Below are 25,451 nucleotides of genomic sequence, written 5' to 3'. Positions count from 1 at the left end.
TCCGCGTCATGTCGTCGGCTCCCTGCCACGGGGCGCCACGGTACGGGTCCCCCATTTGACAATTTTTCTTGTCAATGTTGTCGTGGGTCCGTGCTCGACGTGGACGTGATCGACGAACCGGCTGCCGCCGCGGCGGCCCTCGACCCCCTGCGCGCGCGCCTGCTGGCCGCGCTCGCCGAGCCCGGATCGGCCTCCACCCTGGCCGGTCGGGTCGGCCTCACCCGACAGAAGGTCAACTACCACCTGCGCACGCTCGAGGCCCACGGCCTGGTGCGCGAGGTCGCCCAACGCCCCAGGCGCGGGCTCACCGAACGGATGCTCGAGGCCTCGGCCGCCTCCTACCTGGTCTCCCCCGCCGCTCTGGGCGAGGCCGCGAGCAGCCCGGAGCGGGTCTCCGACCGGCTCTCGGCGCGCTACCTGCTCGCCCTCGGCGGACGACTGGTCCGCGAGGTGGGTGACCTCGCCCGCCGTGCCGACGCGCAGGACAAGCGCCTCGCGACCCTCGCGATCGACACCGAGATCAGCTTCGCCTCGGCGGCCGAGCGGGCCGCGTTCGCCGACGAGCTCGGTGCCGCGGTCCGCGAGCTCGCCGCCCGCTACCACGCCCCGGACGGCCGCCCCCACCGCCTCGTCGTCGGCGCGCACCCCGTGCCGGCCCCGACCACGGAGGACGACGCATGACCGAGAAGGACCCCCGCACCGTCGACCTCGAGGTCACGGTGCCCGGCACTCCCGAGCAGGTCTGGGACGCGATCGCGACCGGGCCCGGCATCAGCTCCTGGCTGCATCCGACCCGCGTCGGCGAGCACGTCGGCGGCGAGTTCGCCTTCGACATGGGCGGCGGCTTCTCCGACGGCGGCGAGGTCACCGCGTACGACGCCCCGGAGCGCTTCGCCACCGCGGCGACCTGGCCCGCCGGGAACGAGACCACCACGCTCGCCACCGAGTGGCTGGTCAGCACGCGCGACGAGGGCACCTGCGTCGTGCGCATGGTGATGAGCGGATTCGGCCACGGCGACGACTGGGACGACGAGATCGACGCCCTGCGCGAGGGCATGGCCTCCGCGCTGGAGACCCTGCGCCTCTACCTCGCCCACTTCCCGGGGCGGCGCCCGGCGACGATCTCCGAGGGCGCCGCGCTGGGCGGGTCGCAGCAGGACGCGTGGACCGCGCTGCTCGCCGCGACGGGTCTGGAGAAGGCCCGGGTGGGTGACCACGTGACGCTCGTCGGCACTCCGGAGCTCGTCGGCACCGTCGAGGTCCTCGCCCCCGGCCGGTATCTCAGCAGCGTCGTGCTCCTGATCGACGCGCCCGCCCCCGGCGTGGCCGACCTCGCCACCGCGGGCACCGACGGCCACGCCGCCGTGCACCTCACCTTCTTCGACGGCCCGAGCACCGACGCCACCGCCGTCGCCGACCGCGAGCGCGCCCGCTGGCGCGCCTGGCTCGAGGAGATCCGATGACCCGCCCCCGACTCGCCCTCGCCGTCCTCACGCTCCCGGCCCTGCTCGTCGCGCTCGACCTGTCCGTGCTGCTCGTGGCCCTCCCGCGCCTCGCGGAGGACCTGCACGCCGACGCGGCGGAACAGCTCTGGATCACCGACGTCTACGGCTTCCTCGTCGCCGGGTTCCTCGTGACGATGGGCAGCCTCGGTGACCGCATCGGACGGCGGCGCCTGCTGCTGATCGGTGCCGCGGCGTTCGGGGTGGCGTCGCTGGCCGCGGCTCTCGCACCGACCCCGGAGCTGCTCATCGCCGCCCGCGCGGGGCTGGGCATCGCCGGCGCCACCCTCATGCCCTCGGCGCTCGCGCTGGTCACGAGCCTGTACACCGATCCGCGTCGCCAGGGCATGGCCGTCGCGACCGTCTTCTCCGCGATCATGGCGGGCGGCGCGCTCGGACCGGCCCTCGGCGGCCTGCTGCTGCAGCACTACTGGTGGGGTTCGGTGTTCCTGCCCGGCGTCGCGGTGATGGTGCTGCTGCTCGCCGTCGGTCCGCGGCTGCTCCCGGAGGGTCCGGGCACCGGCGGCGGCCGCCTCGACCCCGCGAGCGTCGCCCTGTCGCTGCTCGCCCTGCTCCCGGTGGTCCACGGGGTCAAGGCGCTGGCGCGTGGCGATGTCGGCGCCACGACACTCGCCGCCCTCGTCGTCGGGGTGCTCGCGGGCGTCGCGTTCGTCCGCCGCCAGCGCCGCCTCCAGCACCCGCTGCTCGACCTGCGCCTGCTCGCGCACCCGGCGCTGCGCGGCGCGCTCGCCACGATGCTGCTCGGCGGCGTCGTCATGGGCGGGATGTTCCTCGTCATCACCCAGCACCTCCAGCTCGTGGCCGGCCTCGACCCGCTCACCGCCGGCCTCGCGACACTGCCCGGCACCGTGGCGATGCTGGCCGGGGTCCTCCTCGGGCCGGTGCTGGCGCGGCGGGTCCGCCCGGCGTGGGTGATGGCCGGCGGCATGGTGCTCGCCGCCGTCGGGCTGGCCGGCGTGGCGCTCGCGGCCCGGGCCGGCACGACGCCGATGACGGCCGCCTTCACGGTCGCCCTGTTCGGGATGGGCCTGCCCGGCGGCCTCGGCGTGGGTCTGGTGGTCGGCTCGGCGCCGCCCGCGCAGGCGGGATCGGCATCGTCGCTCTCGGAGACCGGCCAGGAGCTGGGGATGGCGGTGGGCCTCGCCGGGATGGGCAGCCTCGCGGTGGCGGTGTACCGCGGCCTCCTGCCCGCCGACATCCCGGCAGCCGCTCGCGAGGGGCTCGCCGGCGCCGTCACCACCGGCGACCCGGGCCTCCTCGACCCGGCCCGCGCGGCGTTCACCGGCGCGGTCACCGTGACCGCCGCGGTCGCCGCGGTGGTCCTCGTCGCGGTGTCCGCCCTGGTCGTCGCCAGGCTGCGGCACGTGCCGGTGACGCCGACCTCGACGCCGGAGCCCGAGCCCGTCGGCGGGTGAGTCAGGCCGCGCGCCACCGCCCGGGTGGGACCCCGTGCTCGGCACGGAAGCGGCGCACGAAGTAGCCGGCGTCGCGGAACCCCACCCGGGCGGCGACGGCGGCCACGGTCAGGTCGGTGTCGTGCAGCAGGCGGCGGGCCTCGCGCAGGCGGCGCTCGGTGATCCACTGCTGGACGGTCCGCCCGGTGCGCCGCCCCACGACCGTCGTCACGTGGCCCGGCGTCAGCCCGACCTCGGCCGCCACGTCGCGCAGGGACAGCGGCGCGCGAAAGCGGCGCTCGACGACCTCGAACACCGCCGCGAGCAGCGGCTCGTCACGGTCGCGGAGCTCGTCGGTGACCACCGCCTCGAGCCGGGTGAGGCCCACGAGCAGCAGCGTCAGGTACGCCCGGGCCGCCGCGGCCGCGCCGTCGCGACGCTCCCGCAGCTCGGTGTCGAGGGCGCGGACGTGCCCCAGCCATCGCTCCCGCTCCTCCCCCGGCACCGTGAACCGCTGCCCGCCGGCGCGGCCGTGGCCGAGGAGCGGGGCGAGCAACGGGTGGGAGCGCCACGAGACCAGCGAACCGGTCGCGGTCGGGTCGACGACGTCGGTCGGGAAGTAGACCATCCAGGCCTCGCTGTCCGGACCGACGTGCTGCGCCTGCGGGGCGACGACCGTGCCGGGTGCGAGCACCAGCACGTCGCCCGCCGCGAGCGGGACGTCGCGGTCGTCCACCCGCATCGTCCCGGTCCCGCGCTCGACGAGCAGGAGGAAGAGGAAGTCGTGGGCGTGGGCCTCGCGGACGGGCGGCCCGGCGGACGCGGTGCCCCCGACCGCGTGCCGCACGGTGACGTCGAGCCCGTCCGCGGCGCGCGGGTAGCCGACGAGCCGGACACCCGAAGAACGTCCCATCACGTCCGCGCTTCGTTCCTTGTCACCTGGTGAACGCCCGGCGACCGTGGACGCCGACACCGAATCACGTCCCACGAGGAGAGCACACCATGGCGGAGCCGGAGCGCGCCAGCACCGGTGATCGGTCCTACCTGCCCGCGACGACCAGCAGGGCGTTCCTGCCCTGGTACGACGCGATGAGCCGCGTGCTGGGCGCCGGGCGGGCGCACCGGCGGCTCGTCGCCCGGGCCGCACCGCCGCCCGGCGGACGGGTGCTGGAGATCGGCTGCGGCACCGGGAACGTGCTCGCCGCGCTCGCCCGGCGCCACCCGGACGTCGAGCTGATCGGTCTCGACCCGGACGCCGACGCGCTCGAGCGCGCCCGCACGAAACTGCCCGCCGACGCCCGGCTGGAGCAGGGCTTCGCCGACGCCGTGGCGCTGCCCGACGCGCACGTCGACCGGGTGCTGTCGTCGCTGATGTTCCATCACCTGCCCGCCGAGGAGCAGCCCGGCGCCCTGCGGGAGGCGCGCCGCGTGCTGCGCCCCGGCGGCTCGATCCACATCGTCGACATCGACGGTGAGGGGCGCGGACGGGTCGCGCGCCTGGTGGGGAAGGCGATGCACGCGCTGAGCCGGGCGACGCCGTCGCACGGCCACGGCCACGAGCACGGCCACGAGCACGGCCACGAGCACGGCCACGAGCACGGCCGGCACCCGCTGCGCCGGCATCCCTCCGACGCGGACGCCGTCGTCGCGCTCCTGACCGACGCCGGCTTCGTCGACGCCGAGGTCGTCGAGCGGCGCCGCTGGGTCATGGGGACGCTCGTCTCCTACCGGGCGCGGCTCAGAGCAGACGGGTGATCGCCGCCGTCGAGCGCGCGATGTCCTCCGGGGTCGTCGACCAGTTGGACACCGACAGACGCACCGCCGGGCGCCCCTGCCAGGCGGTCGTGCCGACCCAGCAGGTGCCGTCGCGGGCGACGGCGGCGGCGAGCTCGCGCGCGTCGCCCGCGCGCGGCCGGAACAGGACCTGGTTGAGCACCACGTCGTTGAGGATCTCGACGCCCGGGTGCGCACCGAGCTCGTCGGCGGCCTGGCGGGCGAGCGTGCAGCAGCGCTCGACGAGATCGGCGACGCCGTCGCGCCCGAGGCTGCGCAGGGCGGCGTGCACCGGGAGCGCCCGCGCGCGCCGGGAGCTCTCCGGGACGCGGCTGGAGGGGTCGGCGAGCTCCATCGGCAGGTAGGCGGCGGACAGGCTCATCGCCGCCGTCAGCGCCGCCGGGTCGCGCACGATCGCCATCCCGCAGTCGTAGGGGACGTTGAGCCACTTGTGCCCGTCGACGGTCCAGGAGTCGGCGCGCTCGGCACCGGCGACGAGGTGACGACGACCCGGGGCGGCCGCGGCCCACAGACCGAACGCCCCGTCGACGTGCAGCCACCGCTGCTCTCTCGAGGCGACGACCTCCACGACCTCCGCGATCGCGCCGAGCGGGTCCGACGCGCCGGTGTCCACCTGACCGGCCTGCGCGCACACGAGGACCGGGCCGTCGATCGCGGACAGCAGGTCACGCAGCACGTCGGCGCGCATCCGCCCCTGATCGTCGGCGGGCACGCGAACGGCCCGACCGGACCCGAACCCGAGCAGGCGCAGCGCCTGCAGGATCGTCGAGTGCGCGTGCTCGCCGATGACGACGGTCGGCACCGGCGCCCCGGCGAGCCCGTCGGTCCCGACGTCCCAGTCGGCGGCCGCGAGCAGGGCGTGCCGGGCAGCCGCGAGGCACACGACGTTGGCCATCTGCGCCCCGGTGACGAAGCCCAGCGCGACGCCCGCGGGCAGCCCGAGCAGCTCGCCCACCCAGCGCCCGGTGACCTCCTCCACCTGCGCCATCGCGGGCGACATCACGCGCGCGGCGACGTTCTGGTCGGCCGCCGAGACCATCCAGTCGGCGCCCAGCGCGGCCGGCAGCGAGCCGCCGGTGACGAACCCGAAGTAGCGCGGACCCGGCGTCGCCACCAGCCCCGGCTCGAGGGCGGCCGCGAGCGCGTCGAGGACCTCCGGGGCCGGCGTCCCGTGCGCCGGCAGCTCACCGTCGAGGTGGACACCGTCCTCGACGGGACGTCCCACCGGCCGGTCGGTCAGCGACGCCAGCCACTGCCTCGCGAACCGCCGTGCCCGGTCGAGGGTCTCGGCCCGCAGCGTCTCGTCCGGCAGCGTCTCGTCCACCACACCGCGGGACGCTACGCGGCGGGGCGCTCCACGAGCTGATCGTCTCCGGCGGCCGCCGAGCGGCGGGCGTGCGCCAGCGCCCACGCCCCGAGCAGTGCCACCACGAGCACCTCCGCCAGGGCGAGCCCCCGCTCGAGCAGCCCCAGCGGGACCGCGCGCCACCACGGCACGCCGGTGATCCCGCGCAGCGCGATGGCCCCGACGACCGGCAGGAACGACACGAGCGCCAGCCACGACCCCACGCGCACGCCGACCCGGAACGGTCGGGTGACCGGGTCGCTGCGGTGGCGCCGGGCGAGCAGCAGCGCGCCGAGGGGCAGGGTGAGGAACGCGGTGAGGCTCGCGTAGCGGTGGATGTAGCCCGAGAGGCTGGGGCCGATCGACCAGTTGGTCTTCTCGAACGCGACCACGAGCAGCAGCCCCACGCACCACGCGCCGAGCAGCACCACCGGGAGGGATCGCGCCGGCGCCAGCCGGGCCGCGACCAGGGCCGCGATCACCCCCGCCGACCCGAGCGCCAGAGCCACGACCGCGACGTCGAACAACCACCCGCCCGGCAGGAGCGCGTACTCACTGATCGTGCGCCGGATCGGGTCGACCCGGGACGAGGGCCCGACGAGGTGCATCGCCCCGATGACCACGAGCGCGAGCAGCACGCCGGCGATCCCGGTCCGCGCGCCGGGCGCCACGACGCGGGAGACGACACGGGGAACGACACGGGGACTCGCCACCTCGGAGGTCGTCACGCGGTGACCAACGTCGCGCCGCCCGCGCACGTTCCCGACCGCCCGGCGAGTGCCATCCATCTCTCACCACACCCGCGCGCCTACCTCCCGGTACGGCCGTACCGTGTCGACGGCGAGGAACCGCCCCGTCGGCACGGCGAATGCACGGCCATTCGGCCGAGAATGTTCCGACCCCTTTCCTGTTACCTCGATTCGCGTGATCGACGGTAGCACCTGATCGCCAACTATCCCGGACATCGTGTCCCGGGAATTGCGAATGGCGGAAATGCGCCGGCGCCGCCATCGTCGTCATCATGAGAGCGGCACAGCGCTACGACCAGGTCGTGATCACCGGGCTGGCGCACCTCGACGCCCCGCACGTGGTCACCTCCCGCGGGCTCGAGGACCGGATCGGCGAGACCCTCCGCCGCCTACGCATCACGCCCGGCCTGCTCGAGAAGCTCTCCGGCATCGTCGAGCGCCGCGTATGGGACGAGGGCATCGCGCCGAGCGAGGTCGCCGCGCGAGCCGGTGAGGTCGCGCTCGAGCGCAGCGGCGTCGACCGCGACGCGATCGGTGCGCTGATCAACACCTCGGTGAGCAGGGACCACCTCGAACCGTCGACGGCGAGCATCGTCCACGGCCGGATGGAATTGTCGCCGGAGGCCGTGAACTTCGACCTCGGCAATGCCTGTCTCGGATTCCTCAACGGCATGAACCTGGTCGCGACGATGATCGAGCGCGGCGAGATCGACCACGGTCTGGTCGTCGCCGGCGAGACGAGCCGCTACGCGATGGACTCGACGGTCGCCCGACTGGCGGGTGAGGGCGCCACGCGCACGATGTTCCACGAGCAGTTCGCCACCCTGACCGTCGGCTCGGGCGCGGTGGCCATGGTCCTCTCGCGCGCCGACGGGCCGGGCGGCCACCGGTTCCTCGGCGGGCTCGGCCGCGCCAGCACCAGCGGCAACGCCGACCTGTGCGTCGGTCAGGCCGACGAGATGCGCACCGACACGCGCGGCCTGCTCATGGCCGGGATGGAGCTCGCCGGGCGCACCTGGAAGGAGGCCGTCGACAGCTTCACGTGGGACGCGGCGGGGTTCGACGTCTACTGTCTGCACCAGGTCAGCAAGGTCCACACCCGCGCGGTCGCCGAGCAGCTCCAGCTCGACGAGGACCGTTTCCCGTCGCAGTTCCCGCGGTTCGGCAACATCGGCCCGGCGGGCGTGCCCACGGTGCTCAGCAAGGCCGTCGAGGACGGCACGGTGACCGACGGTTCGCGGGTCATGCTCATGGGCGTCGGCAGCGGCATCAACGCGGCCGCGGCGGAGGTGCTGTGGTGAGCAGGCAGGCCCTCACGGTGCCGGGCCATCCGTCCACGCCCCGGTCGGTCGAGATCGGCGGACACCGGATGTCCTACGTCGACGAGGGCTCGGGGCCGCCCGTGCTGCTGGTGCACGGCAACCCGACCTGGTCGTTCTACTGGCGATCGCTGCTGGCGGCGCTGCCCGCGGCCGGCCTGCGGGCCGTCGCGCCCGACCACATCGGGATGGGGCGCTCCGACACGCCCGGCGCCGACGAGTACCCGCACACCCTGCGCCGCCGGGTCGACGACCTCGCGGCCTTCGTCGACTCCCTCGATCTCGACGAGCCGGTCTCGCTCGTCGTGCACGACTGGGGCGGCCCCATCGCCCTGTCGTGGGCAGTGGAGAACCTCGACCGCCTCGACCGCCTGGTCCTGCTCAACACCGGCGCGTTCCCGCTCCCCCGCGGGCACCGGATTCCCTGGACGCTGCGGGCGGCGCGGCTGCCCGTCGTCGGGGACGTGGCCGTGCGCGGCCTCGGTGCCTTCTCCCGCGGCGCTCTCGTGCTCGGTACCGGCCGGGCGTGGCTGCCGGCCGAGGCCCGCCGCGGCCTGCTCGCCCCGTACGACGTCCCGGCGCACCGGGTGGCCGTGCACGCGTTCGTGCAGGACATCCCGACCGGCCCCGCGGACCCCGCTCACCCCGTCCTCGCGCGCCTCGCCGAGCGCCTGCCGCTGCTCGACGCGTTCCCCACGCAGATCTGGTGGGGCATGAAGGACCCGGTCTTCGACGGCCGGATCCTCGACGAGCTGAGGACGTACCTCCCGAGCGCCGAGGTGCACCGCCTCCCCGACGCCGGCCACTACGTGCTCGAGGACGCCGCCGCCCGGATCGTGCCGCGCGCCTGCACCTTCCTGGCCGGCGACCGTGGCTGAGCCGGCGGTGGCCTCCGCCACCACCCTGGACGGGATGCTCGCCGCGCACGCCGCGGCCGCCCCGCAGCGGCGTGCGCTCGTGCTGCCCGGGCCGCTCGGCAGCACCCGCACGGTGACCTTCGGAACGCTGGCGCGGCGGGTGGAGGACGCGGCGGCGGGGCTGCTCGCCGCCGGGATCGGGCCGGGCACCCGGACCGCGCTGCTCGTGCCGCCCGTCGCCGACTTCTTCGTGCTGGCCTACGCGCTGCTGCGGGTCCGCGCGGTCCCGGTCGTCGTCGACCCGGGGATCGGGGTGCGCCGGGTGCGCTCCTGTCTCGCGGAGGTCTCCCCGGAGGCGTTCGTCGGCGTGGCGAAGGCGCACCTCGCCCGCCGGGCCCTGCGCTGGTGTCCCGACGCACGGATCGCCGTGACGGCGGGCGGCCTCCCGGTGCCCGGGACCGTGTCGCTGCGACGGATCGAGCGCGCGGGCGCGCGCGGCCGCCCGGTGACCGCGGCACCGTGCCCGCCGGGCACGCCGGCCGCCATCCTGTTCACCAGCGGGAGCACCGGGCCGCCCAAGGGGGTCGAGCACTCCCCCGACGCCCTGCTGGCCCAGGCCGGTCTGGTCCGCGACCTGTACGGGCTCGGGCCCGGCGACGTCAGCCTCGCCACCTTCCCGCCCTTCGCCCTGTTCGGCCCCGCGCTGGGGATGACCACCGTCGTGCCGCGGATGGACCCCACCCGCCCGGCCTCGGTGGACCCGGCCCGGCTGGTGCACGCCGCGCGCCGCACCGGCGCGACCGTCATGTTCGGTTCGCCCGCCGTGCTCGACCGGCTCGGGCGCGGCGCGCCGGCCGGCACCCGCCTGCCCGGGCTGCGCCAGGTCGTCTCGGCCGGCGCACCCGTGCCCCGCGACACCCAGCGCCGCGTGCTGGCGCTGCTCGGGCCCGACGCCGAGGTCCACACGCCCTACGGCGCCACCGAGGCCCTGCCCGTCACCACCATCGGCAGCCGCGAGCTGCTCACCCTGCCCGACGACGGGATCTGCGTGGGGCGGCCGGTTCCCGGCGTCGACGTGACCCTGGTACGGATCGTCGACGGGCCGGCGGCGAGCGTCGCCGAGCTGGGCGAGGTCACGCCCGGCGAGGTCGGCGAGGTCGTCGTCCGCGGCCCGGTCGTGCGCGCCGGCTACGCCGAGCGTCCGGAGGCGACCGCGGCGGCCACCCTCGACTGGGACGGGGTACCGGCACACCGGATGGGTGACCTCGCGTCGGCCGACGCGCAGGGGCGGCTGTGGTTCGCCGGCCGCGTCGCCCACGTCGTGCACACCGCCGAGGGACCCCTCTACAGCGTGCCGTGCGAGGAGGTCGTCAACGCACACCCCGCCGTGCGGCGCTGCGCCCTGGTCGGCGTCGGGCCCTCGCGGGCCCGGCGTCCGGTGCTGGTCGTCGAGCTGCTGCGCCCGGCACGGCTCGACGCGGCCCTGCGCGACGAGCTGCTGGCGCTCGCCGCCGCGCACCCGCGCACCCGCACGATCCGCACGCTGCTGGAGCACCCGGGACTCCCCGTCGACCCGCGGCACAACTCGAAGATCGACCGCCCGGCCCTGGCCGCGTGGGCCGCCGGGGAGCTCGCGTGAAGGCGCTCGTCACCGGAGGCGGCGGATTCCTGGGTGGGGCGGTCGTCGCAGCCCTGCTCGCCCGGGGCGACACCGTCACCAGCCTCGCGCGCGGCGACTACCCGCACCTGCGTGAGCAGGGCGTGTCCACGGTCCGCGGCGACCTCGCCGACCCCGCGGTGGCGCGGCGCGCGGTCGAGGGGGTCGACGTCGTCCTGCACGTGGCCGCGAAGGCCGGGATCGGGGGACGTGCCGCGGACTTCCGCCGCAGCAATGTCGAGGGCACGCGCGTCCTGCTCGCGGCGTGCCGGGAGGCCGGCGTCGGGCGGCTGGTGTTCACCGGCACGCCGAGCGTGGTGCACGGCGGCGGCGACCTCCACGGCGGTGACGAGTCCCTGCCCTACGCCACCTCGTTCGACTCGGCGTACCCCGCCACCAAGGCCGAGGCCGAACGACTGGTCCTCGCCGCGAACGGCCCCGAGCTCGCGACCGTCGCGCTGCGACCACATCTCGTGTGGGGTCCCGGCGACACCCAGCTCGTGCCGCGCATCCTCCACCGCGCCCGCTCCGGCCGGCTCCGGCTGGTCGGCGACGGTTCGTCGCTGATCGACACGACCTACGTCGACGACGCGGCCGCCGCGCACCTCGACGCCGCCGACCGCGTGGCGCCCGACGCCGCGTGCGCAGGGCGCGCGTACTTCATCACCTCGGGCGATCCGCGCCCGATCCGCGAGCTGATCGACGGGATCCTCCGGGCGGGCGGGCTGCCGCCGGTGTCCGGCACGGTGCCCCGGCCGGTCGCGGTCGCGGCGGGCGCGGCCGTCGAGGCCGTCTGGGGGCTGCTGGGCCGCACCGACGACCCGCCGATGACCCGTTTCCTGGCCCGCCAGCTGTCCACCGCGCACTGGTTCGACATCACCGCGGCCCGGCGTGACCTGGGCTTCGCCCCGCGCGTCAGCCTCGACGAGGGCCTCGTGCGGCTGGCCGCCGCGCTGGGCACCGCACCGGCGACCTAGGACGGCACGGCGGCCCCGAAGCCGTCGGCGAGACCCACACAACGCCCGCCGGTGAAGATGCCGGCGCGGTAGTGCAGGCCGCCGGGGGCGTCGTCGACCGACAGCGCGACGTCGTAGGTCCGCGGGTGCGCGACCTCGTCGACGTACTGCACCTCCCAGGCGCTCGGCGCGAGCGCCTCGGGCGGTCCGCCGTCCATGTCGCCGAGCCGGCGCGTCAGGAAGGACGCGACGGCGTCGGCGTACCAGGACAGGACCGCGACGTTGTTGACGTGGCGGTTGGTGTCGACGTCGCCGATGCGCGTCGTCACCGCGTGTCCGTGCGCGTAGGCGCTGCGGTCGTGGCGCGCCGCCTCCGGGCGGGGCGGGGCGCCGCCCGGCTCGTCGATCACCATCGCGGCGAGGTCGGTGCGCAGCTCGTCGGGCAGCCCGCAGGGCCCGGACGCGGTGGCCAGCACGGTCACCGAGTCCGACAGCGCGACGCAGCGGTCGCCCGCGAACACGCCGTGCCCCCACGAGTACGACGATCCGCCGATGCGCCGAACCCCGGTGCCGATGCGGTAGTCGCCGTCGAGCGTCATCGGCGCGAGGGCGCGGATCCGCTGCGCGGCCAGCAGGACACGGAACACCCCGAACCCGCCGTCCTCGACGAGACGCCGGAAGCGGGGCAGGGCCGCGGCGACGCGCGCCTCCTCGAACCAGCGGCCCAGCGCCACCGTCGTGACCCGGCCGTCGCCGCCCAGGTCGGCGTAGCGCGGGCTCGCGGGGCGCAGGACGGGGAACGCGGCGGGGTCGGTGAGGCGGTGGCCGTCCTGGTCCGTCGAAGGGTCCAGCGAGGGCCCCGCGGACAGGACCGGAGCGTGGTCGGCCATACGGCCCATGGTCGGTGACCGCGACCGGCGAGGCCCGCCGCCACCGCCCGGATCACATGTGACGACCGACCCCGGGATGGCCGGACCCGGTGACGGACTTCCCTCCGGGGTTCTTCGACCGCGCCGACGACACCGACGACCCGGTGATCGCGGCGAGCACCGCGCGCTCGACGGGCGTCGGGTCGCCGCCGGACAGGTCGAACTCGCCGGTGGGCAGCAGCGGTGGCTGGGCCATGAACCGCGGGCGGGTGCCGTGGTGCGGCTGGGCGGCGTGCACGAGGAACGGGTGGCAGAGGACGACGTCGCCCGCGGCCCCGGTCACGAGCGTCACCGGGCGGTGTTCGGAGGCCGGGACGGCGTCGCCGCAGAGGTCGAGCCACTCGCGGCCGTCCTCGCCGACGTCGGCGAGCAGCGGCGGGACGTCGCGGTGGGAGCCGACCCGTACACGCGTCGGCGCGTCGTCGGGACCCACCTCCGAGTACAGGAACAGCATCAGCAGCGCCCGCCCCCGCGAGCGCAGCGACACCCGCCCCTCCCCCGCCGCGCCGGCGAAGCTCGCCTCGAGGTGCCAGCCGTCGTCGCCGGCCGACTCCGGGTGAGGGAAGCGCACCGGCCACGTCCCGAGACCGCCGGGCTCGACCCACCGCCCCGGCCCCGCGAGCTGGTCGTAGGCCTCGCGGAGCACCGGCACCGTCGCGGCCTCCCGGAACGGGGCCGACGCGTACCCGCCGAGGCGCACCACGGGCCGCACCCACGTCGCCGGGTCGTCCGGCACGGCGCCCGACGCCTCCGTCACCGCCGCCCACAGCTCCTCGCGCCCCGCGGCGACGAGCTCCGGGGGCACGGCGCCGTCCACCCGCACGAACCCGTCGGTCACGAACGCGGCGATCTGGTCGTCGGTCAGCACGCCGCGCACGGTGGCCGAGGGAGCCGTCGGCGCGCCAGCGGATTCCGTGGCTACCCCGCCCCGACCGGCAGGTTGCGCATGATCGACAGGCCCGCCTGCCGAACGTGCCGCTCGCCCCCACACACCTCGCCGCGGCAGCGCTACTCCGCCGCCAGCCGCTCCAGTGCCGCGCGGGTCTCGGCGTCGGCGGGCACGAACGATTCCAGCGAGAGCTCGTCGAGCGTGACGTCCCAGGCGGCACCGAAGTGCGTGATCGTCGAGTACAGGCGCAGGTCGCCGTCGGGGTGCGCGATGTGCAGCGGCAGCATCACGTGCACGGCCCGGGCGGCGGCGCCGGTCGGGGCGGGCGGGGCGTAGCCGGCGAGCTCCTCGCGCAGGGCGACGAGGCGCGGGTCGCCGGTGAGGTCGCTGAGGCGCTCGAGGCGGTGCAGGAGGTGCCCCGCCCACTCCGGGAGGTTGCGCACGTGGGGTGCCAGCCCGTCGGGGTGCAGGCTCAGCCGGTAGACGTTCACCGGCGGCTCGAGCAGGGCCGGGTCGAGCAGGGCGAGCAGCGTGCCGACGGCGCGGTTGGCCATGACGACGTCGCCGCACCGGTCCACGACCAGGGCGGGGAACGGCTCGTGCCCGGTCAGCAGGTGCTCGAGCGCGTCCCGGACGGCGTCCAGGGCCTGGGCGTCGAGCCGCGACTCGCTGTAGGTGGGGGCGAATCCGGCCGCGAGCAGCAGCGTGTTGCGCTCGCGCAGCGGGACCTCGAGGTGCTCGCAGAGGTCCACCAGCAGCTCGCGGCTGGCCCGGGCGCGGCCGGTCTCCACGAAGCTCAGGTGCCGGGTGGAGACGCCGACGTCGAGCGCGAGGTCCATCTGGCTGCGCCGGCGGCGGGTGCGCCAGCCGCGCAGCAGGTCCCCGGGAGCGGGCCGGAACTCGAGCGTCGTCACGACGCCGACGCTAGGGGGCGCCGCCGCCCGCGGCCATGACCTACGAGGTCATCGACCCGCTTACCCCTCGCGCCGCAGGGTTCTTCTCGACGATCCCGACCGAGGAGGACCCCATGAGCACCACGACCCGCCCGACCGCCGGCACCCAGCGTTCCCTGCGGGGCGTCCTGCGCCTCGACGCCGCGGCCTCCGGCGCCCTGGGCGTCGCCGCGGCCGCCGGGGCCGGCACCCTCGACAGCCTCGTCGGTCTGTCGACGCCGCTGCTGCTCGGCGTCGGCATCTTCCTCGTCGTCTACGCCACGGGGCTGGTGCTGCTCGCGGGGCTGCGGGTGATCCCGCGCCCCCTGACGTGGGTCGTCGTGCTCGGCAACAGCGCCTGGGTGCTGATGAGCCTCGCGCTCGTCGTCGGCGCCTGGGAGCAGCTGACCGTGCTCGGTGTGATCGTCGTGATCGCCCAGGCCGCGGCGGTCGCCGTGTTCGCCGACCTCCAGTGGGCGACGGGTCTGCGGCGGCGGTGAGGCCCCGGGTTTGGCCGCTACTGGTTGGTATCGCTCGCCCAGCGAGCGATACCGACCAGTAACCGTGGTGACCGCAGCAAGGCGATCGCCGACCTCGACGTCGCCGTCGACGTCGCCGTCGCCGTCCTGGCCGGGGCGAGCGCGCGGGTCCGGAACCTGAGACGGGAATGCCGGCCCCCGCGGGGCGGGTTGCCGGGGTACAGGTGCATCCCCAGCCCAGGAGGTCGTCGTGGCCCTGACCATGTTCGGTGGCCCGTTGTCGCGCAAGGTGCCGGAGACCCGGACGTTCACCGTCGAGGGCCCCGCCCACTCGCTGCTGCTCGAGCCGTTCACCCGGCGCGTGCGCGCGGAGGTCGACGGGGTGACGGTGCTCGACACGACCCGCGGCGCGCTGCTGTTCGAGACCGGGCTGCCGCCGCAGCTCTACGTGCCCGAGGAGGACCTCCGGGCCGACCTCCTCGAGCCCAGCGACACCACGACCCACTGCCCCTTCAAGGGCGACGCGACCTACCGCTCGCTACGGGTCGGCGACCGCGTCGTTCCCGACGCGGTGTGGGCCTACCCCGAGCCCGTCCCCGAGTCGTCGTGGCTCGCCGGACTCGCGGTGCTGGCGCCGGAGGCGGCCGACCGCTGGTTCGACGAGGACGACGAGGTCATCGGGCGCCTGCCCGACCCCTACCACCGCGTCAGTCTCCGGAACACGAGCCGGCACGTCACCGTCACGACCACCGAGGGCGTGCCCGTGGCCGACGCGCAGGGCGGGGTGCTGCTCGGCGAGACCGGCCTGGTCGACCGCCTCTACATCCCGCGCGCGTCGGTCTCGGTGACACTCGAGCCCTCGGAGAAGCGCACGGTCTGCCCGTACAAGGGCTACGCCACGTACTACTCGGTGCGTCTGCCCGACGGGCGCGTCATCCCCGACGCCGCGTGGTCGTACGAGACGCCGACCGACGAGTCCCGCGCCATCGAGAACCTGGTCTGCTTCGCCCACGACGAGCTGACCGTCACCGCCTGATCAGGCCGGTTCCTCGTCCTGCGGCTGCGGGTGGGCGCCGGTCAGCGCGGCGGCGGCGTCACGCAGCACCTGCGCCTGCCCGGCGTACCGGGCCGTCTCGGTGATGAGGTGCAGCAGGATCCAGCGCAGCTCGATGTGCCCGCGCCGGTCGTCGCGGACGGTGTCGTCCAGCGACTCGGCGCCGGCCAGCGCGTCGCGGCCCTTCTCGCACACCTCGAGATAGGCACCGACGACGTCGTCCGGGGTCTCGACGTCCGCGAGCCGGAACCCGGGGACGTCCTCGTCGACATAGCTCGGCACGTGGCGACCGCCGCGCGCGCCCCAGCGCTCGACGAGCCACGTGCGCTCGAGCTCGGAGAGGTGCTTGACGATCGCGAGCAGGCTCGGCCCGTCCGGGGCGGGGATCCGGCGCCGCAGGGTCTCCTCGTGGAGCCCGTCGAGCGCGAGGACCACCAGCGCGCGGAAGTAGTCGAGCCAGCCCTCGAGGGCCTCACGCTCGTCGGCCACCTCCGGCGGCGACGGGCGGCGTTGCAGGGGGGCCTGGAACAGCACCGGCTCTCCTGGAGTCGTATCGCTCACACCTGACACACCGTCCGTCGTCGGGCGACCGCAGAACGTTACACCGCGCGGGGGACTGCCTACTCCTCCACGAGGACCTCGAGCGCCGGCAGCGCCGCCTCCAGCGCCGCCCGCTGCTCCGGGTCGAGACGGTCGAGCCGCTGGGCGAGCGACGCGGTGCGCTCGGTGCGGATGCGCCGTATCGCCGTGTGGCCCTCCTCCGAGAGGTGGATCAACGCGGAGCGCGCGTCCTGCGGGTCGGGCGTGCGGATCAGCAGGCCCGCGTCGTCGAGGGCGGCGAGCACGCGGCTCATCGTGGGCGGGGTGACCGCCTCACGGCGCGCCAGCTCCGAGAGGCGCAGCGGCGCGTGGTCCTCGATCGTGGCCAGCACGGACGTCTGCAGCGGCGGCAGGGCGGCCGCGGAGTCGACCCGGATACGGCGGTTGAGCCGGCCGATGGCCAGCCTCAGGCGCGACGGCAGGTCGGGATCCGACGACCCGGACCCGCTGGACGGCCCGGCCTGCGTCCCGGGGGCGGCGGAAGTGGACATACCTCATGGTCCCACGAGCACGTTACGGAGCGGTCAGAGCTTGCGCAGACGGATGCGTCTGACCGAGTGATCGCCGCCCTTCGTGAGCACCAGCCCGGCCCGGGAGCGGGTCGGCGCGATGTTCTCGCGCAGGTTCGGGCCGTTGATCTCGTCCCACAGCCGCGCGGCGTGGGCCCGGGCCGCCGCCTCGTCCATCTCCGCGTAGCGGCGGAAGTACGACGCCGGGTCCCGGAAGGCGGTCTCGCGCAGGGCCAGGAAGCGCTCGACGTACCAGCGCCGGACGTCCGCCGGGTGGGCGTCGACGTAGATGGAGAAGTCGATGAGGTCCGAGACGGCCAGCGCGCTCGCCCGCTCGCCGGTCTGCGGGGCCGGCTGGAGGACGTTGAGGCCCTCGAGCACGAGGATGTCCGGTCGCGACACGATCCGCTGCTCGTCGAGGACGTCGTAGACGAGGTGGGAGTACATCGGGACGGGCACCTCGGGCTTGCCCGCCTTGATGTCCGCGACGAAGCGCAGCAGCGCGCGCCGGTCGTAGGACTCCGGGAAGCCCTTGCGACCCATGAGGCCGCGGCGCTCCAGCTCGGCGTTCGAGTGCAGGAAGCCGTCGGTGGTCACCAGGGCCACGTCGGGGTGGTCGTCCCAGCGCGCCAGCAGCAGGCGCAGCAGCCGCGCCGTCGTCGACTTGCCGACCGACACCGACCCGGCGATGCCGATGACGAACGGCGTCGCCTCCTCGTCCTGGCGCAGGAACGTCCGGTAGGCGTCCAGCAGGCCGGAGTTCGCCCGGACGTGCAGGTCGAGCAGGCGCGAGACCGGCAGGTAGACGTCGCGCACCTCGTCGAGGTCGACCGGGTCGCCGAGCGAGCGCAGCTCCTCGAGCTCCTCGGCGGTCAGCGGGACGGCGCTGGTGTCGCGCAGCTGCGCCCAGGACCCACGGTCGAAGTCGACGAACGGGCTTCCACTCACGAGCCCGGCTCCGCTCCGCTGCGCGGGTGGCTGCTCATTCCCGCCCTCCGTGGCACATGGCGCGACATTGTCGTCGTGGGCGTGGGGTTCCCCGCCACCGGCTGCGGCGCAGGTCACCGAACCGAGCGGTCACTCCCGGCCCTGGGCGGTCGACATCAGCGCGTACTCGACCACGCACACCTCGGGCGGGAGGCCGAGCACGTGCACCACGGCGGCGGCGACCTGCTCGGGCGTCAGACCCAGCCCGTGCATCCGCTCCCGGAAGGCCGTGACGTCGTCGCGGCCGGCCTCGTCGGCCGCCATGAGGTCGGTCGCGACGAAGCCCGGAGCGACGGTGGTGACGCGCACGCCCCGCGCGCCCGCCTCGCGGCGCAGCGTCTCGTCGACCGCGTGCGCGGCGTGCTTGCTCGCCGCGTAGACCCCGCCCGCGGCCGAGGGCACCCGCCGGCCCGACATCGACGAGATCGTCACCCAGCTCGCACCGTCGCCCAGGTGCGGCAGCGCCGCGCGGGCCGTCGCGAGCAGGCCGTGCACGTTGACGTCGAACACCTCGCGCCACCGTTGCGGGTCCGTCTCCCCCACCGCCCCGAGGTGCATCGTGCCGGCGGCGGCCACGACGGCGTCGATCCCGCCGAGGGCGTCGGCGAGCTCGTCGACCCCACGCCTGACGGCCGTCGCGTCGGTGACGTCGGCGACGGCCGCCCGCCCGCCGACATCCTGGGCCAGCGCGGACAGCCGGTCGGCCCGCCGTGCCAGCAGCCCGACCCTCGCCCCGGCACCGGCCGCCGCCCGCACCACCGCGGCCCCGATGCCCGAGGACGCACCCGTCACCACCACACGCCGACCGTCGAGCGCTCCCACGGTGATCACCGTAAAGGGCGGCCCCGTCCCCGCGGCTACGCTCGTCGCCATGGTGAACGTGGCGACCAACGACCGTGTGGGACGCGAGGAGCTCGACGCGTTCCTGCGGACGCGGCACAAGGCGATCGTCGTGACCCGGCGCTCCGACGGCGGCGACCAGACCTCGCCGGTCACGCTCGGCATCGACGCCGACGGGCGCCTGCTCGTGTCCACCTACCCCGAGCGCGCCAAGGTCGCGAACATCCGCCGCGACCCGCGGGTGGCGATGTGCGTGCTGTCCGACGACTTCGACGGTCCCTGGGTCCACGTCGAGGGCGCCGCCGAGGTCCTCGACCTCCCCGACGCGCTCGACCCGCTGTGCGAGTACTTCCGCTCGATCTCCGGCGAGCACCCGGACTGGGACGAGTACCGCGAGGCCATGGCGAAGCAGGGCAAGTCGCTGATCCGGCTGTCGGTGGAACGCTGGGGGCCGATCGCCACCGGCGGCTTCCCGGCCCGATTGGCCACGGGCTGAGGCGGGGACTCGAACGATCGTGGACGTCCTGCTGTCGGTGCTCGGCCTCGTCGGGTTCGTCGCCGTCACCTTCGGCACCGCCATCTTCGTGGCGGCCGAGTTCTCCCTGACCAGCCTCGAGCGCAGCCAGATCGACAACCACGTCGCCGAGGTCGGCGACCGCCGGTCGAAGATCGTGCAGCGCGCGCACCGCAACCTCTCGTTCGAGCTCTCCGGCGCCCAGCTGGGCATCACGATCACCACGCTCGTCACCGGTTACCTCTCCGAGCCCGCGATCGCGACGCTGATCTCCCCGCTGCTCGAGGATCTCGGCCTGCCCGCGGGCGCGGCCGGCGGCACCGCGTCGGTCATCGCGCTGATCGTGGCCACCGCGCTGTCGATGACCTTCGGCGAGCTGGTGCCGAAGAACCTCGCGATCGCCCGCCCGATGGGCACCGCCCGGATGGTCGCGGGCATCCAGGCCGGCTTCTCGCGGGTGTTCTCGTACTTCATCGGCGGGCTCAACGGCTCGGCGAACTGGATCGTGCGGCGCCTCGGCGTCGAGCCCGCCGAGGAGCTGCGCTCGGCGCGCTCGCCGCAGGAGCTCGGCTCGCTGGTGGCCACGAGCGCCCAGCAGGGGACGCTCGACGAGGGCACCGCCGAGGTCATGGCCCGCTCCCTGCGGGTCGGCGATCGCCGCGCCGACGAGCTGATGACCCCGCGCGTGCGGGTCGAGTCGCTCTCCCAGGACGCCACGGTCGACGACCTGCTCGCCGCCACCGTGCGCACCGGGTTCTCCCGGTTCCCCGTCGTCGACCGCGACCTCGACGACATCCGCGGCGTCGTCCACGTCAAGCAGGCGTTCTCCGAGCCGCGGTCGCGCCGGGCGACGACCAAGCTGCGCAACCTCATGCGCACCGCCACCACCGTCCCCGACTCCCTCGACGGCGACGAACTGCTCGACCGCCTGCGCGGCGCGGGGCTGCAGATGGCGCTGGTGGTCGACGAGTACGGCGGCACCGCCGGCATCGTCACCCTCGAGGACCTCGTCGAGGAGATCGTCGGCGACGTCCGCGACGAGCACGACCGCGGCGAGGCGGCCCGCGTGCGCGACGAGGGCGAGGACACCTGGATCGTCTCGGGCATGCTGCGACCGGACGAGCTCGCCGACGCCGTCGGCTGGTCGTTCCCCGAGAGCGAGGTCTACGAGACGCTCGCGGGCTACATCGTCGCGGAGCTGCAGCGCCTCGCCAACGTCGGCGACGCGATCACGTGCGACGAGTGGCAGCTGATCGTGACCCGCGTGGACAACCGCCGCATCGCCGAGGTCCGGGTGGTGCGCCCGCCCCAGGTCCCGGCCGCCGTGTCGACCGACGGGGTGGAGGCGCCGACATGAGCGACATCGTCGCGGTGCTGCTGATGATCGCGCTGCTGTTCGCCAACGCGTTCTTCGTCGGCGCCGAGTTCTCGCTGATCACCGCGCGCCGCGACCGCCTCGAGGCCCTGCAGGCCGAGGGCGTGTCCGGGGCCGCCACGGTGCTGCGGGCCTCCGAGCACCTCTCGATGATGCTGGCCGCGGCCCAGCTGGGCATCACGATCTGCTCGCTGGCCCTCGGCTCGCTCGGCGAGCCCGCGGTCGCCCACCAGCTCGAGCGCGTGCTCGAGCCGATCGGCGTCCCGTCGGTGCTCGTCCACCCGATCGCCTTCGTGGTCGCGCTGACGATCGTGACGATCCTGCACATCGTCATCGGCGAGATGGTGCCCAAGAACATCGCCATCGCCGGTCCGGAGCGAACCTCGCTGTGGCTGGTGCCGGCGCTGGTGGCGTTCCTCAAGGTCACGCGGCCGGTCATCACGGTGCTGAACTGGTGCGCCAACCACGTCCTGCGGCTGTTCGGCGTGACGCCCGTGGACGAGCGGGACGCGGCCTACACGCCACAGGAGATCGCCGAGATGCTCTCGGAGTCGCGGCGCGAGGGGCTGCTGGACGCCTCGCAGACGCGCCGCCTCACCCAGGCGCTGAGCTCCGCCGAGCGCACCGTCGCGGACGTGTCGATCCCCCTGGACCGGGTCACCGTCCTTCCGCCCCACCCGACGGTCGGGGCGGTCGAGGAGGCCGTCGCCCGCACCGGCTTCTCGCGGTTCCCGGTGCAGGCCCCCCAGGCGCCCGACGCCCACCCACGCCTCGACACCCGCGCGCTCGAGGCCGGCACCACCCCGATCGGCCCGTCCGACGGCGACGGCACCTCCGAGCACGCCCCCGTGGTCGCGCTCGACGGGTACCTGCACGTCAAGGACGTCCTCGACCTGGGCGACGGCGACGGCGACGGGCAGTCCGACGACGAGGCCGCGGACCGGCCGGTGCCCGCCGAGCGGGTCCGCGCGCTGACCGAGCTGGCCCTGTCGGCGCCCGTCGACGAGGCGCTCGCGGCGCTGCGCCGGGAAGGCTCGCACCTCGCCCGGGCCGTCGACGACCACGGCGCGACCGTCGGACTCGTCGCCCTGGAGGACCTCGTCGAGGAGTACGTCGGCACGGTCCGCGACAGCACGCACGTGACGCGGTCGCGGGCATGACCATCGACGCGCCCGCCCTCCGCACCGAGGTCCTCGTCGTCGGCGGCGGCGTCAGCGGGATCGCGTGCGCCCGCGCGCTGGTCGGGGCGGGCGTGCGCGTGCGGGTGCTCGAGCGCTCGCACCGCGTCGGCGGGCGGATGGCGAGCCGGACGCTGCCCGACGGCACGGACGAACGAGCACACGTCGTCGACCTCGGCGCCGCCTACTTCACCGTGCGGGACGACGAGTTCGCCGCGGTGGTCGAGGACTGGCGGCGGCGCGGGCTGGCCCGCCCGTGGACCGACACGCTGGCCAGCCGCGACGAGGACGGGTCGTGGTCGTCGCGACCGGGGCCGCAGCGCTGGTGCGCGCCCGGGGGGCTGCGCTCGCTGGTCGCGGACCTCGCCGGTGGCATCTCAGGGGGCGTCACCGTCAGCACCGGCCACCCGGTCGCCACGGTCGAGCCGGGCCCGGCCGTCGACGGCGCCCCGGCGATCGCGGCGGTGCTCGCCATGCCCGACCCCCAGGCCGCGCGCCTGCTGCACCCCGCGCTGCGGGCCGCCGCGCTCGTCGCCGACCGGGACTGGCAACCGGTGATCTCGGTGGCGCTCGGCTACGGGCACCGCAGCTGGTCGCCGTTGAACGCCGCCTTCGTCAACGGCCACCCGGACCTCGCCCTGATCGCCGACGACGGCGACCGGCGCGGTGACGGCGCCCCGGTGCTCGTGGCGCACACCACCGCCGAGCGGGCCCGCCGCCACCTCGACGATCCCGGCCGCGCGATCGCGCCCGTGGTCGCCGCCGTCACCGAGCTGCTCGGCCTGGACGACGCGCCGGCGTGGACCCACGCGCACCGGTGGTCGTTCGCGAGCCCCGCGCAGCCGCGCGAGGAGGAGTTCGCGCTCACCGAGGATCTCGTCGGGCTCTGCGGCGACGGCTGGGGCAGCCCGAAGGTGGAGACGGCGTGGCGCTCGGGCACGCTGCTGGGCCGGGCGATCGCGGCACGGGTCGTCTGCTGATCGCCGGTCGTCGCGCGAGACGACCGCCGACCGCGCCGCACGTCCCGCCCGTCGGTACCGAGGCAACCTCGCCTGATCGAGACATCCGGTTCGTCTACTGTCGCTCACGGAACGGTCACGAGAAGGTCACGGCTCCCCCACAGTGATCTGCTCACCCCGACCGGCGACCACCGACCCCGACGGTGACTCGCCAGACCAGCCAGGCCGTTCCGTGACTGGAAGGCAGCACGTGACACGGCAACGCTCCCCCTGGGGCCGTGACGCGCACGAAGGACCGCGCCGACGCGAGCCCCGCACCGTCCCGTTCGTCATGCCCGAGGGCGCCGTCCGCGGCGGCTCCCGGCACCGCTCCAACGGGCGGTCCGCGATCCGCCACGGTGCGGTCGCCGCGGGTCTGACCGGCAGCGCGCTCGCCCTCGTCGGGCCGGCCGTCATCGCCCTGCCCGACAACGCGGACGACGCGGCCACCACCCTGGAGCTCTCCGCCCAGGGAGCCGTCCTCGCCGACACCACCGCCTCGGCGGGCCCGGCCGCGGCCGTCTCCCCGGTCAGCGGCCCGGGGACGAGCGCCGCGTCGGCGGACCTCATCAAGGCCACCGAGCGCGACCGCGCCGCCGCCGCGGAGACCGCGCGCCAGACCGAGGAGCGCGCCGCCGAGCAGCAGCGCGCGCAGCAGGCCCAGCAGGATCGACGAGCCGAGCAGGAGCGCACCGCGTCGGTGACGAACTGCGGCGCGTCGGGTTCCTACGGCGGCGTGGCCGACTCCGTACAGGAAGTCGGCAACGCGATGGAGTGCGTCTTCCCCGGTCACGACGTCCTCGGCGTCGGCAGCCGCGGCGGGCAGTCCGACCACCCCGACGGCTACGCGCTCGACTTCATGACCACCACCGGCGACGCGATCGCCGACTGCGTGGTCGAGAACAAGGACGACCTGGGCATCGAGTACGTCATCTGGGACCAGCGGATCAACACCGGGTCCGGCTGGGAGACGATGGAGGACCGCGGCGGCGCCACGGCCAACCACGAGGACCACGTGCACATCTCGTTCGAGCGCGGAGGCTCGCCGGACGTCTCGGCGCTTCGCGGCTGCGGCTGATCACGCTCACGCACTTCACACGGACCTGACTCACCTGGTCCACTGAGCGAGTGTCAACGGAGACGAGCGGATCGAGCACGGACAGTGACATCGGCCGGCGAACGCTGCGCAAGGTCGCCTGGCGGTTGATGCCCCTGCTGGGGCTGCTGTACTTCGTCAACTACCTCGACCGCGTCAACATCGGCTTCGCCGGACCCAACGGCATGAACACGGAGCTCGGCCTCACCGCGACGGTGTTCGGGCTCGCCTCGGGCATCTTCTTCATCGGCTACCTGCTGCTCGAGGTGCCCAGCAACCTCGCGCTGCACCGCTTCGGGGCACGCCGGTGGATCACCCGGATCCTGGTGTCCTGGGGGATCGTCGCGACGGCCATGGCGTTCACCCCGAACGCGACCGTGCTGATCATCCTGCGCTTCCTGCTCGGCGTCGCCGAGGCGGGATTCTTCCCCGGGATCATCCTGTATCTGACCTTCTGGTTCCCGGCCGAGTACCGGGCGCGGGCGGTCGGCTGGTTCATGGTCGCCGTCCCGATCTCGACGGCGGTCGGGTCGACGGTGAGCGCGCTGATCATCTCCGCGGGCGAGGGCCTGTTCGGGCTCGCGGGCTGGCGGGTCATGTTCCTGTTCGAGGGCATCCCGGCGATCCTGCTGGGCATCGTCACGCTGGTCGCCCTCACCGACCGGCCCGAGCAGGCCCGCTGGCTCGCCGAGGACGAGCGCGGCTGGCTGCGCCGACGCCTCGACGCGGAGGCCGAGGAGGTCGAGGCGGGATCGGGCGGCCACTGGACGCTGCGGCGCGCCCTCACCGCGCCGCGCATCCTCGCGCTCGCGTTCGTCTACTTCGGCGTCACCTACGGCCTCTACGCGCTCGGCTTCTTCCTGCCGACGATCGTCTCGGGCTTCGAGCAGCAGTACGGCACCAAGCTCGACACCATCGAGAAGGGCCTGGTGACCTCCATCCCCTACGCCGTCGCGGCGATCGGCATGGTGGTCTGGAGCCGCGCCGCCGACCGCGCGGCCGCCCGCCGCGACGGCGGCTTCCTGGCCGGCGAGCAGGGCCGGCGCTGGTGGCTCGCGCTGCCGATGATCATGGGCGGCGTCGCCATCCCGATCGCGCTCTACCTGCAGGACCCGTACTCGGCGATCGCCGCGGTCACCGTCTGCGCCGTCGGCACCTGCGCGGCCCTGCCGACGTTCTGGCCGCTGCCCTCGCAGTTCCTCACCGGGGCGGCCGCGGCCGGCGGCATCGCGCTGATCAACTCGCTGGGCAACATCTCCGGGTTCGCCGCCCCGTACGTCACCGGCGGGCTCGCCGACCTGACGGGCAGCCAGCGCGCGGGCCTCTGGGTCGTCGGCATCGTGACGGTCGTGGCGGCGGTCGTCGCGCTCTCGGTGGGGCGCCGGACGAGTCGCGCCGCGGCGCATCCGTCGGTGAGCGAGACCACGGGCTAGAGTCCGGAGATCACCCGCTCGAGGGCGAGGGAACACGAACGCAG

26 protein-coding genes are annotated in these 25,451 nt (G+C 74.9%); 16 read left to right on the top strand and 10 right to left on the bottom strand.

Features of this window, described 5'->3' with window-relative positions:
- Nucleotides 1-90 precede the first annotated feature (90 nt).
- From AC2A1K_RS23375 to AC2A1K_RS23365, 3 genes are read left to right on the top strand one after another with little or no spacing between them, the layout of a single operon-like run.
- Complete coding sequence (locus AC2A1K_RS23375) at nucleotides 91-681, top strand: helix-turn-helix domain-containing protein (RefSeq protein ID WP_483898733.1); 591 nt, start codon at nucleotides 91-93, stop codon at nucleotides 679-681.
- The gene (locus AC2A1K_RS23370; RefSeq protein WP_483898732.1) at nucleotides 678-1,463 is read left to right on the top strand and encodes an SRPBCC family protein; all 786 of its coding nucleotides are present in this window, start codon (nucleotides 678-680) and stop codon (nucleotides 1,461-1,463) included. The genes AC2A1K_RS23375 and AC2A1K_RS23370 overlap by 4 nt, the downstream gene beginning before the upstream one ends.
- On the top strand, nucleotides 1,460-2,938 hold the full coding sequence (locus AC2A1K_RS23365; protein ID WP_483898731.1) for an MFS transporter: 1,479 nt from the start codon (nucleotides 1,460-1,462) through the stop codon (nucleotides 2,936-2,938). Before AC2A1K_RS23370 ends, AC2A1K_RS23365 begins: the two co-directional genes overlap by 4 nt.
- 1 nt (nucleotide 2,939) lies before the next feature.
- On the opposite strand, the gene AC2A1K_RS23360 is transcribed toward AC2A1K_RS23365, so the two are convergent.
- Complete coding sequence (locus tag AC2A1K_RS23360) at nucleotides 2,940-3,830, bottom strand: AraC family transcriptional regulator (protein ID WP_483898730.1); 891 nt, start codon at nucleotides 3,828-3,830, stop codon at nucleotides 2,940-2,942.
- 89 nt (nucleotides 3,831-3,919) lie between these two features.
- Here AC2A1K_RS23360 and AC2A1K_RS23355 point away from each other — a divergent pair, with 89 nt between their 5' ends.
- Nucleotides 3,920-4,672 carry a class I SAM-dependent methyltransferase gene (locus AC2A1K_RS23355; protein ID WP_483898729.1) on the top strand — a complete coding sequence of 251 codons (753 nt, stop codon included), beginning with the start codon at nucleotides 3,920-3,922 and terminating at the stop codon, nucleotides 4,670-4,672.
- Here the strand turns inward: AC2A1K_RS23355 and AC2A1K_RS23350 are convergent.
- Together AC2A1K_RS23350 and AC2A1K_RS23345 are read right to left on the bottom strand one after the other, a co-directional pair.
- Nucleotides 4,656-6,038 carry a pyridoxal phosphate-dependent decarboxylase family protein gene (locus AC2A1K_RS23350; protein WP_483898728.1) on the bottom strand — a complete coding sequence of 461 codons (1,383 nt, stop codon included), beginning with the start codon at nucleotides 6,036-6,038 and terminating at the stop codon, nucleotides 4,656-4,658. The two genes, AC2A1K_RS23355 and AC2A1K_RS23350, sit on opposite strands and share 17 nt — an antisense overlap.
- A gap of 11 nt (nucleotides 6,039-6,049) precedes the next feature.
- A complete protein-coding gene (locus AC2A1K_RS23345) occupies nucleotides 6,050-6,784 on the bottom strand; it encodes a DUF998 domain-containing protein (RefSeq protein ID WP_483898727.1) in 735 nt (244 codons plus the stop codon).
- A gap of 293 nt (nucleotides 6,785-7,077) precedes the next feature.
- On the opposite strand from AC2A1K_RS23345, the gene AC2A1K_RS23340 reads away from it, so the two are divergent.
- Genes AC2A1K_RS23340 through AC2A1K_RS23325 form a run of 4 tightly spaced genes read left to right on the top strand, consistent with a single transcriptional unit; the run spans nucleotide 7,078 to nucleotide 11,615 of the window.
- Nucleotides 7,078-8,106: a 3-oxoacyl-ACP synthase III gene (locus tag AC2A1K_RS23340; protein ID WP_483898726.1), complete on the top strand. Its 1,029-nt coding sequence runs from the start codon at nucleotides 7,078-7,080 to the stop codon at nucleotides 8,104-8,106.
- Complete coding sequence (locus tag AC2A1K_RS23335) at nucleotides 8,103-9,002, top strand: alpha/beta fold hydrolase (protein WP_483898725.1); 900 nt, start codon at nucleotides 8,103-8,105, stop codon at nucleotides 9,000-9,002. The genes AC2A1K_RS23340 and AC2A1K_RS23335 overlap by 4 nt, the downstream gene beginning before the upstream one ends.
- A 7-nt stretch (nucleotides 9,003-9,009) precedes the next feature.
- The gene (locus AC2A1K_RS23330) at nucleotides 9,010-10,620 is read left to right on the top strand and encodes a fatty acid CoA ligase family protein (RefSeq protein ID WP_483898724.1); all 1,611 of its coding nucleotides are present in this window, start codon (nucleotides 9,010-9,012) and stop codon (nucleotides 10,618-10,620) included.
- Complete coding sequence (locus AC2A1K_RS23325; RefSeq protein WP_483898723.1) at nucleotides 10,617-11,615, top strand: NAD-dependent epimerase/dehydratase family protein; 999 nt, start codon at nucleotides 10,617-10,619, stop codon at nucleotides 11,613-11,615. Before AC2A1K_RS23330 ends, AC2A1K_RS23325 begins: the two co-directional genes overlap by 4 nt.
- Here AC2A1K_RS23325 and AC2A1K_RS23320 read toward each other — a convergent pair.
- The 3 genes from AC2A1K_RS23320 to AC2A1K_RS23310 all read right to left on the bottom strand — a co-directional run bounded on the left by AC2A1K_RS23320 (nucleotide 11,612) and on the right by AC2A1K_RS23310 (nucleotide 14,326).
- Nucleotides 11,612-12,484, bottom strand: coding sequence for an acyl-CoA thioesterase (locus AC2A1K_RS23320; protein WP_483898722.1), 873 nt, complete (start codon nucleotides 12,482-12,484; stop codon nucleotides 11,612-11,614). The genes AC2A1K_RS23325 and AC2A1K_RS23320 overlap by 4 nt on opposite strands.
- A gap of 52 nt (nucleotides 12,485-12,536) precedes the next feature.
- Nucleotides 12,537-13,391, bottom strand: coding sequence for a phytanoyl-CoA dioxygenase family protein (locus AC2A1K_RS23315; protein WP_483898721.1), 855 nt, complete (start codon nucleotides 13,389-13,391; stop codon nucleotides 12,537-12,539).
- Between the two features lie 140 nt (nucleotides 13,392-13,531).
- Complete coding sequence (locus AC2A1K_RS23310) at nucleotides 13,532-14,326, bottom strand: MmyB family transcriptional regulator (protein ID WP_483898720.1); 795 nt, start codon at nucleotides 14,324-14,326, stop codon at nucleotides 13,532-13,534.
- Between the two features lie 113 nt (nucleotides 14,327-14,439).
- On the opposite strand from AC2A1K_RS23310, the gene AC2A1K_RS23305 reads away from it, so the two are divergent.
- Both AC2A1K_RS23305 and AC2A1K_RS23300 read left to right on the top strand, forming a co-directional pair.
- Nucleotides 14,440-14,844: a hypothetical protein gene (locus AC2A1K_RS23305; RefSeq protein ID WP_483898719.1), complete on the top strand. Its 405-nt coding sequence runs from the start codon at nucleotides 14,440-14,442 to the stop codon at nucleotides 14,842-14,844.
- A 229-nt stretch (nucleotides 14,845-15,073) separates the two neighbouring features.
- Nucleotides 15,074-15,859 carry a DUF427 domain-containing protein gene (locus tag AC2A1K_RS23300; protein ID WP_483898718.1) on the top strand — a complete coding sequence of 262 codons (786 nt, stop codon included), beginning with the start codon at nucleotides 15,074-15,076 and terminating at the stop codon, nucleotides 15,857-15,859.
- Here AC2A1K_RS23300 and AC2A1K_RS23295 read toward each other — a convergent pair whose 3' ends face one another.
- The 4 genes from AC2A1K_RS23295 to AC2A1K_RS23280 all read right to left on the bottom strand — a co-directional run bounded on the left by AC2A1K_RS23295 (nucleotide 15,860) and on the right by AC2A1K_RS23280 (nucleotide 18,795).
- Nucleotides 15,860-16,411: a mycothiol transferase gene (locus tag AC2A1K_RS23295; protein ID WP_483898717.1), complete on the bottom strand. Its 552-nt coding sequence runs from the start codon at nucleotides 16,409-16,411 to the stop codon at nucleotides 15,860-15,862. It abuts the gene before it with no gap.
- 86 nt (nucleotides 16,412-16,497) lie between these two features.
- Complete coding sequence (locus AC2A1K_RS23290) at nucleotides 16,498-16,968, bottom strand: MarR family transcriptional regulator (protein ID WP_483898716.1); 471 nt, start codon at nucleotides 16,966-16,968, stop codon at nucleotides 16,498-16,500.
- Nucleotides 16,969-17,001: 33 nt separating this feature from the next.
- Nucleotides 17,002-17,934, bottom strand: a complete 933-nt coding sequence (gene coaA / locus AC2A1K_RS23285; protein WP_483898715.1) for a type I pantothenate kinase — start codon at nucleotides 17,932-17,934, stop codon at nucleotides 17,002-17,004.
- Nucleotides 17,935-18,063: 129 nt separating this feature from the next.
- Nucleotides 18,064-18,795, bottom strand: coding sequence for an SDR family oxidoreductase (locus AC2A1K_RS23280; RefSeq protein WP_483898714.1), 732 nt, complete (start codon nucleotides 18,793-18,795; stop codon nucleotides 18,064-18,066).
- A gap of 49 nt (nucleotides 18,796-18,844) precedes the next feature.
- Here AC2A1K_RS23280 and AC2A1K_RS23275 point away from each other — a divergent pair, with 49 nt between their 5' ends.
- From AC2A1K_RS23275 to AC2A1K_RS23250, 6 genes are all read left to right on the top strand, one after another.
- On the top strand, nucleotides 18,845-19,309 hold the full coding sequence (locus tag AC2A1K_RS23275; protein ID WP_483898713.1) for a PPOX class F420-dependent oxidoreductase: 465 nt from the start codon (nucleotides 18,845-18,847) through the stop codon (nucleotides 19,307-19,309).
- A gap of 19 nt (nucleotides 19,310-19,328) precedes the next feature.
- Nucleotides 19,329-20,684: a hemolysin family protein gene (locus AC2A1K_RS23270; RefSeq protein WP_483898712.1), complete on the top strand. Its 1,356-nt coding sequence runs from the start codon at nucleotides 19,329-19,331 to the stop codon at nucleotides 20,682-20,684.
- Nucleotides 20,681-21,862: a hemolysin family protein gene (locus tag AC2A1K_RS23265; RefSeq protein WP_483898711.1), complete on the top strand. Its 1,182-nt coding sequence runs from the start codon at nucleotides 20,681-20,683 to the stop codon at nucleotides 21,860-21,862. The genes AC2A1K_RS23270 and AC2A1K_RS23265 overlap by 4 nt, the downstream gene beginning before the upstream one ends.
- On the top strand, nucleotides 21,859-22,860 hold the full coding sequence (locus AC2A1K_RS23260) for an NAD(P)/FAD-dependent oxidoreductase (RefSeq protein WP_483898710.1): 1,002 nt from the start codon (nucleotides 21,859-21,861) through the stop codon (nucleotides 22,858-22,860). Before AC2A1K_RS23265 ends, AC2A1K_RS23260 begins: the two co-directional genes overlap by 4 nt.
- 310 nt (nucleotides 22,861-23,170) lie before the next feature.
- Complete coding sequence (locus AC2A1K_RS23255; RefSeq protein ID WP_483898709.1) at nucleotides 23,171-23,956, top strand: VldE C-terminal domain-containing protein; 786 nt, start codon at nucleotides 23,171-23,173, stop codon at nucleotides 23,954-23,956.
- 128 nt (nucleotides 23,957-24,084) lie between these two features.
- On the top strand, nucleotides 24,085-25,407 hold the full coding sequence (locus AC2A1K_RS23250) for an MFS transporter (RefSeq protein ID WP_483898708.1): 1,323 nt from the start codon (nucleotides 24,085-24,087) through the stop codon (nucleotides 25,405-25,407).
- Nucleotides 25,408-25,451: the final 44 nt, after the last annotated feature.

It is taken from the genome of Actinomycetospora sp. 2LY8.5 (genome assembly GCF_057180585.1).
This window is presented reverse-complemented; position numbering and strand designations above follow the sequence as displayed.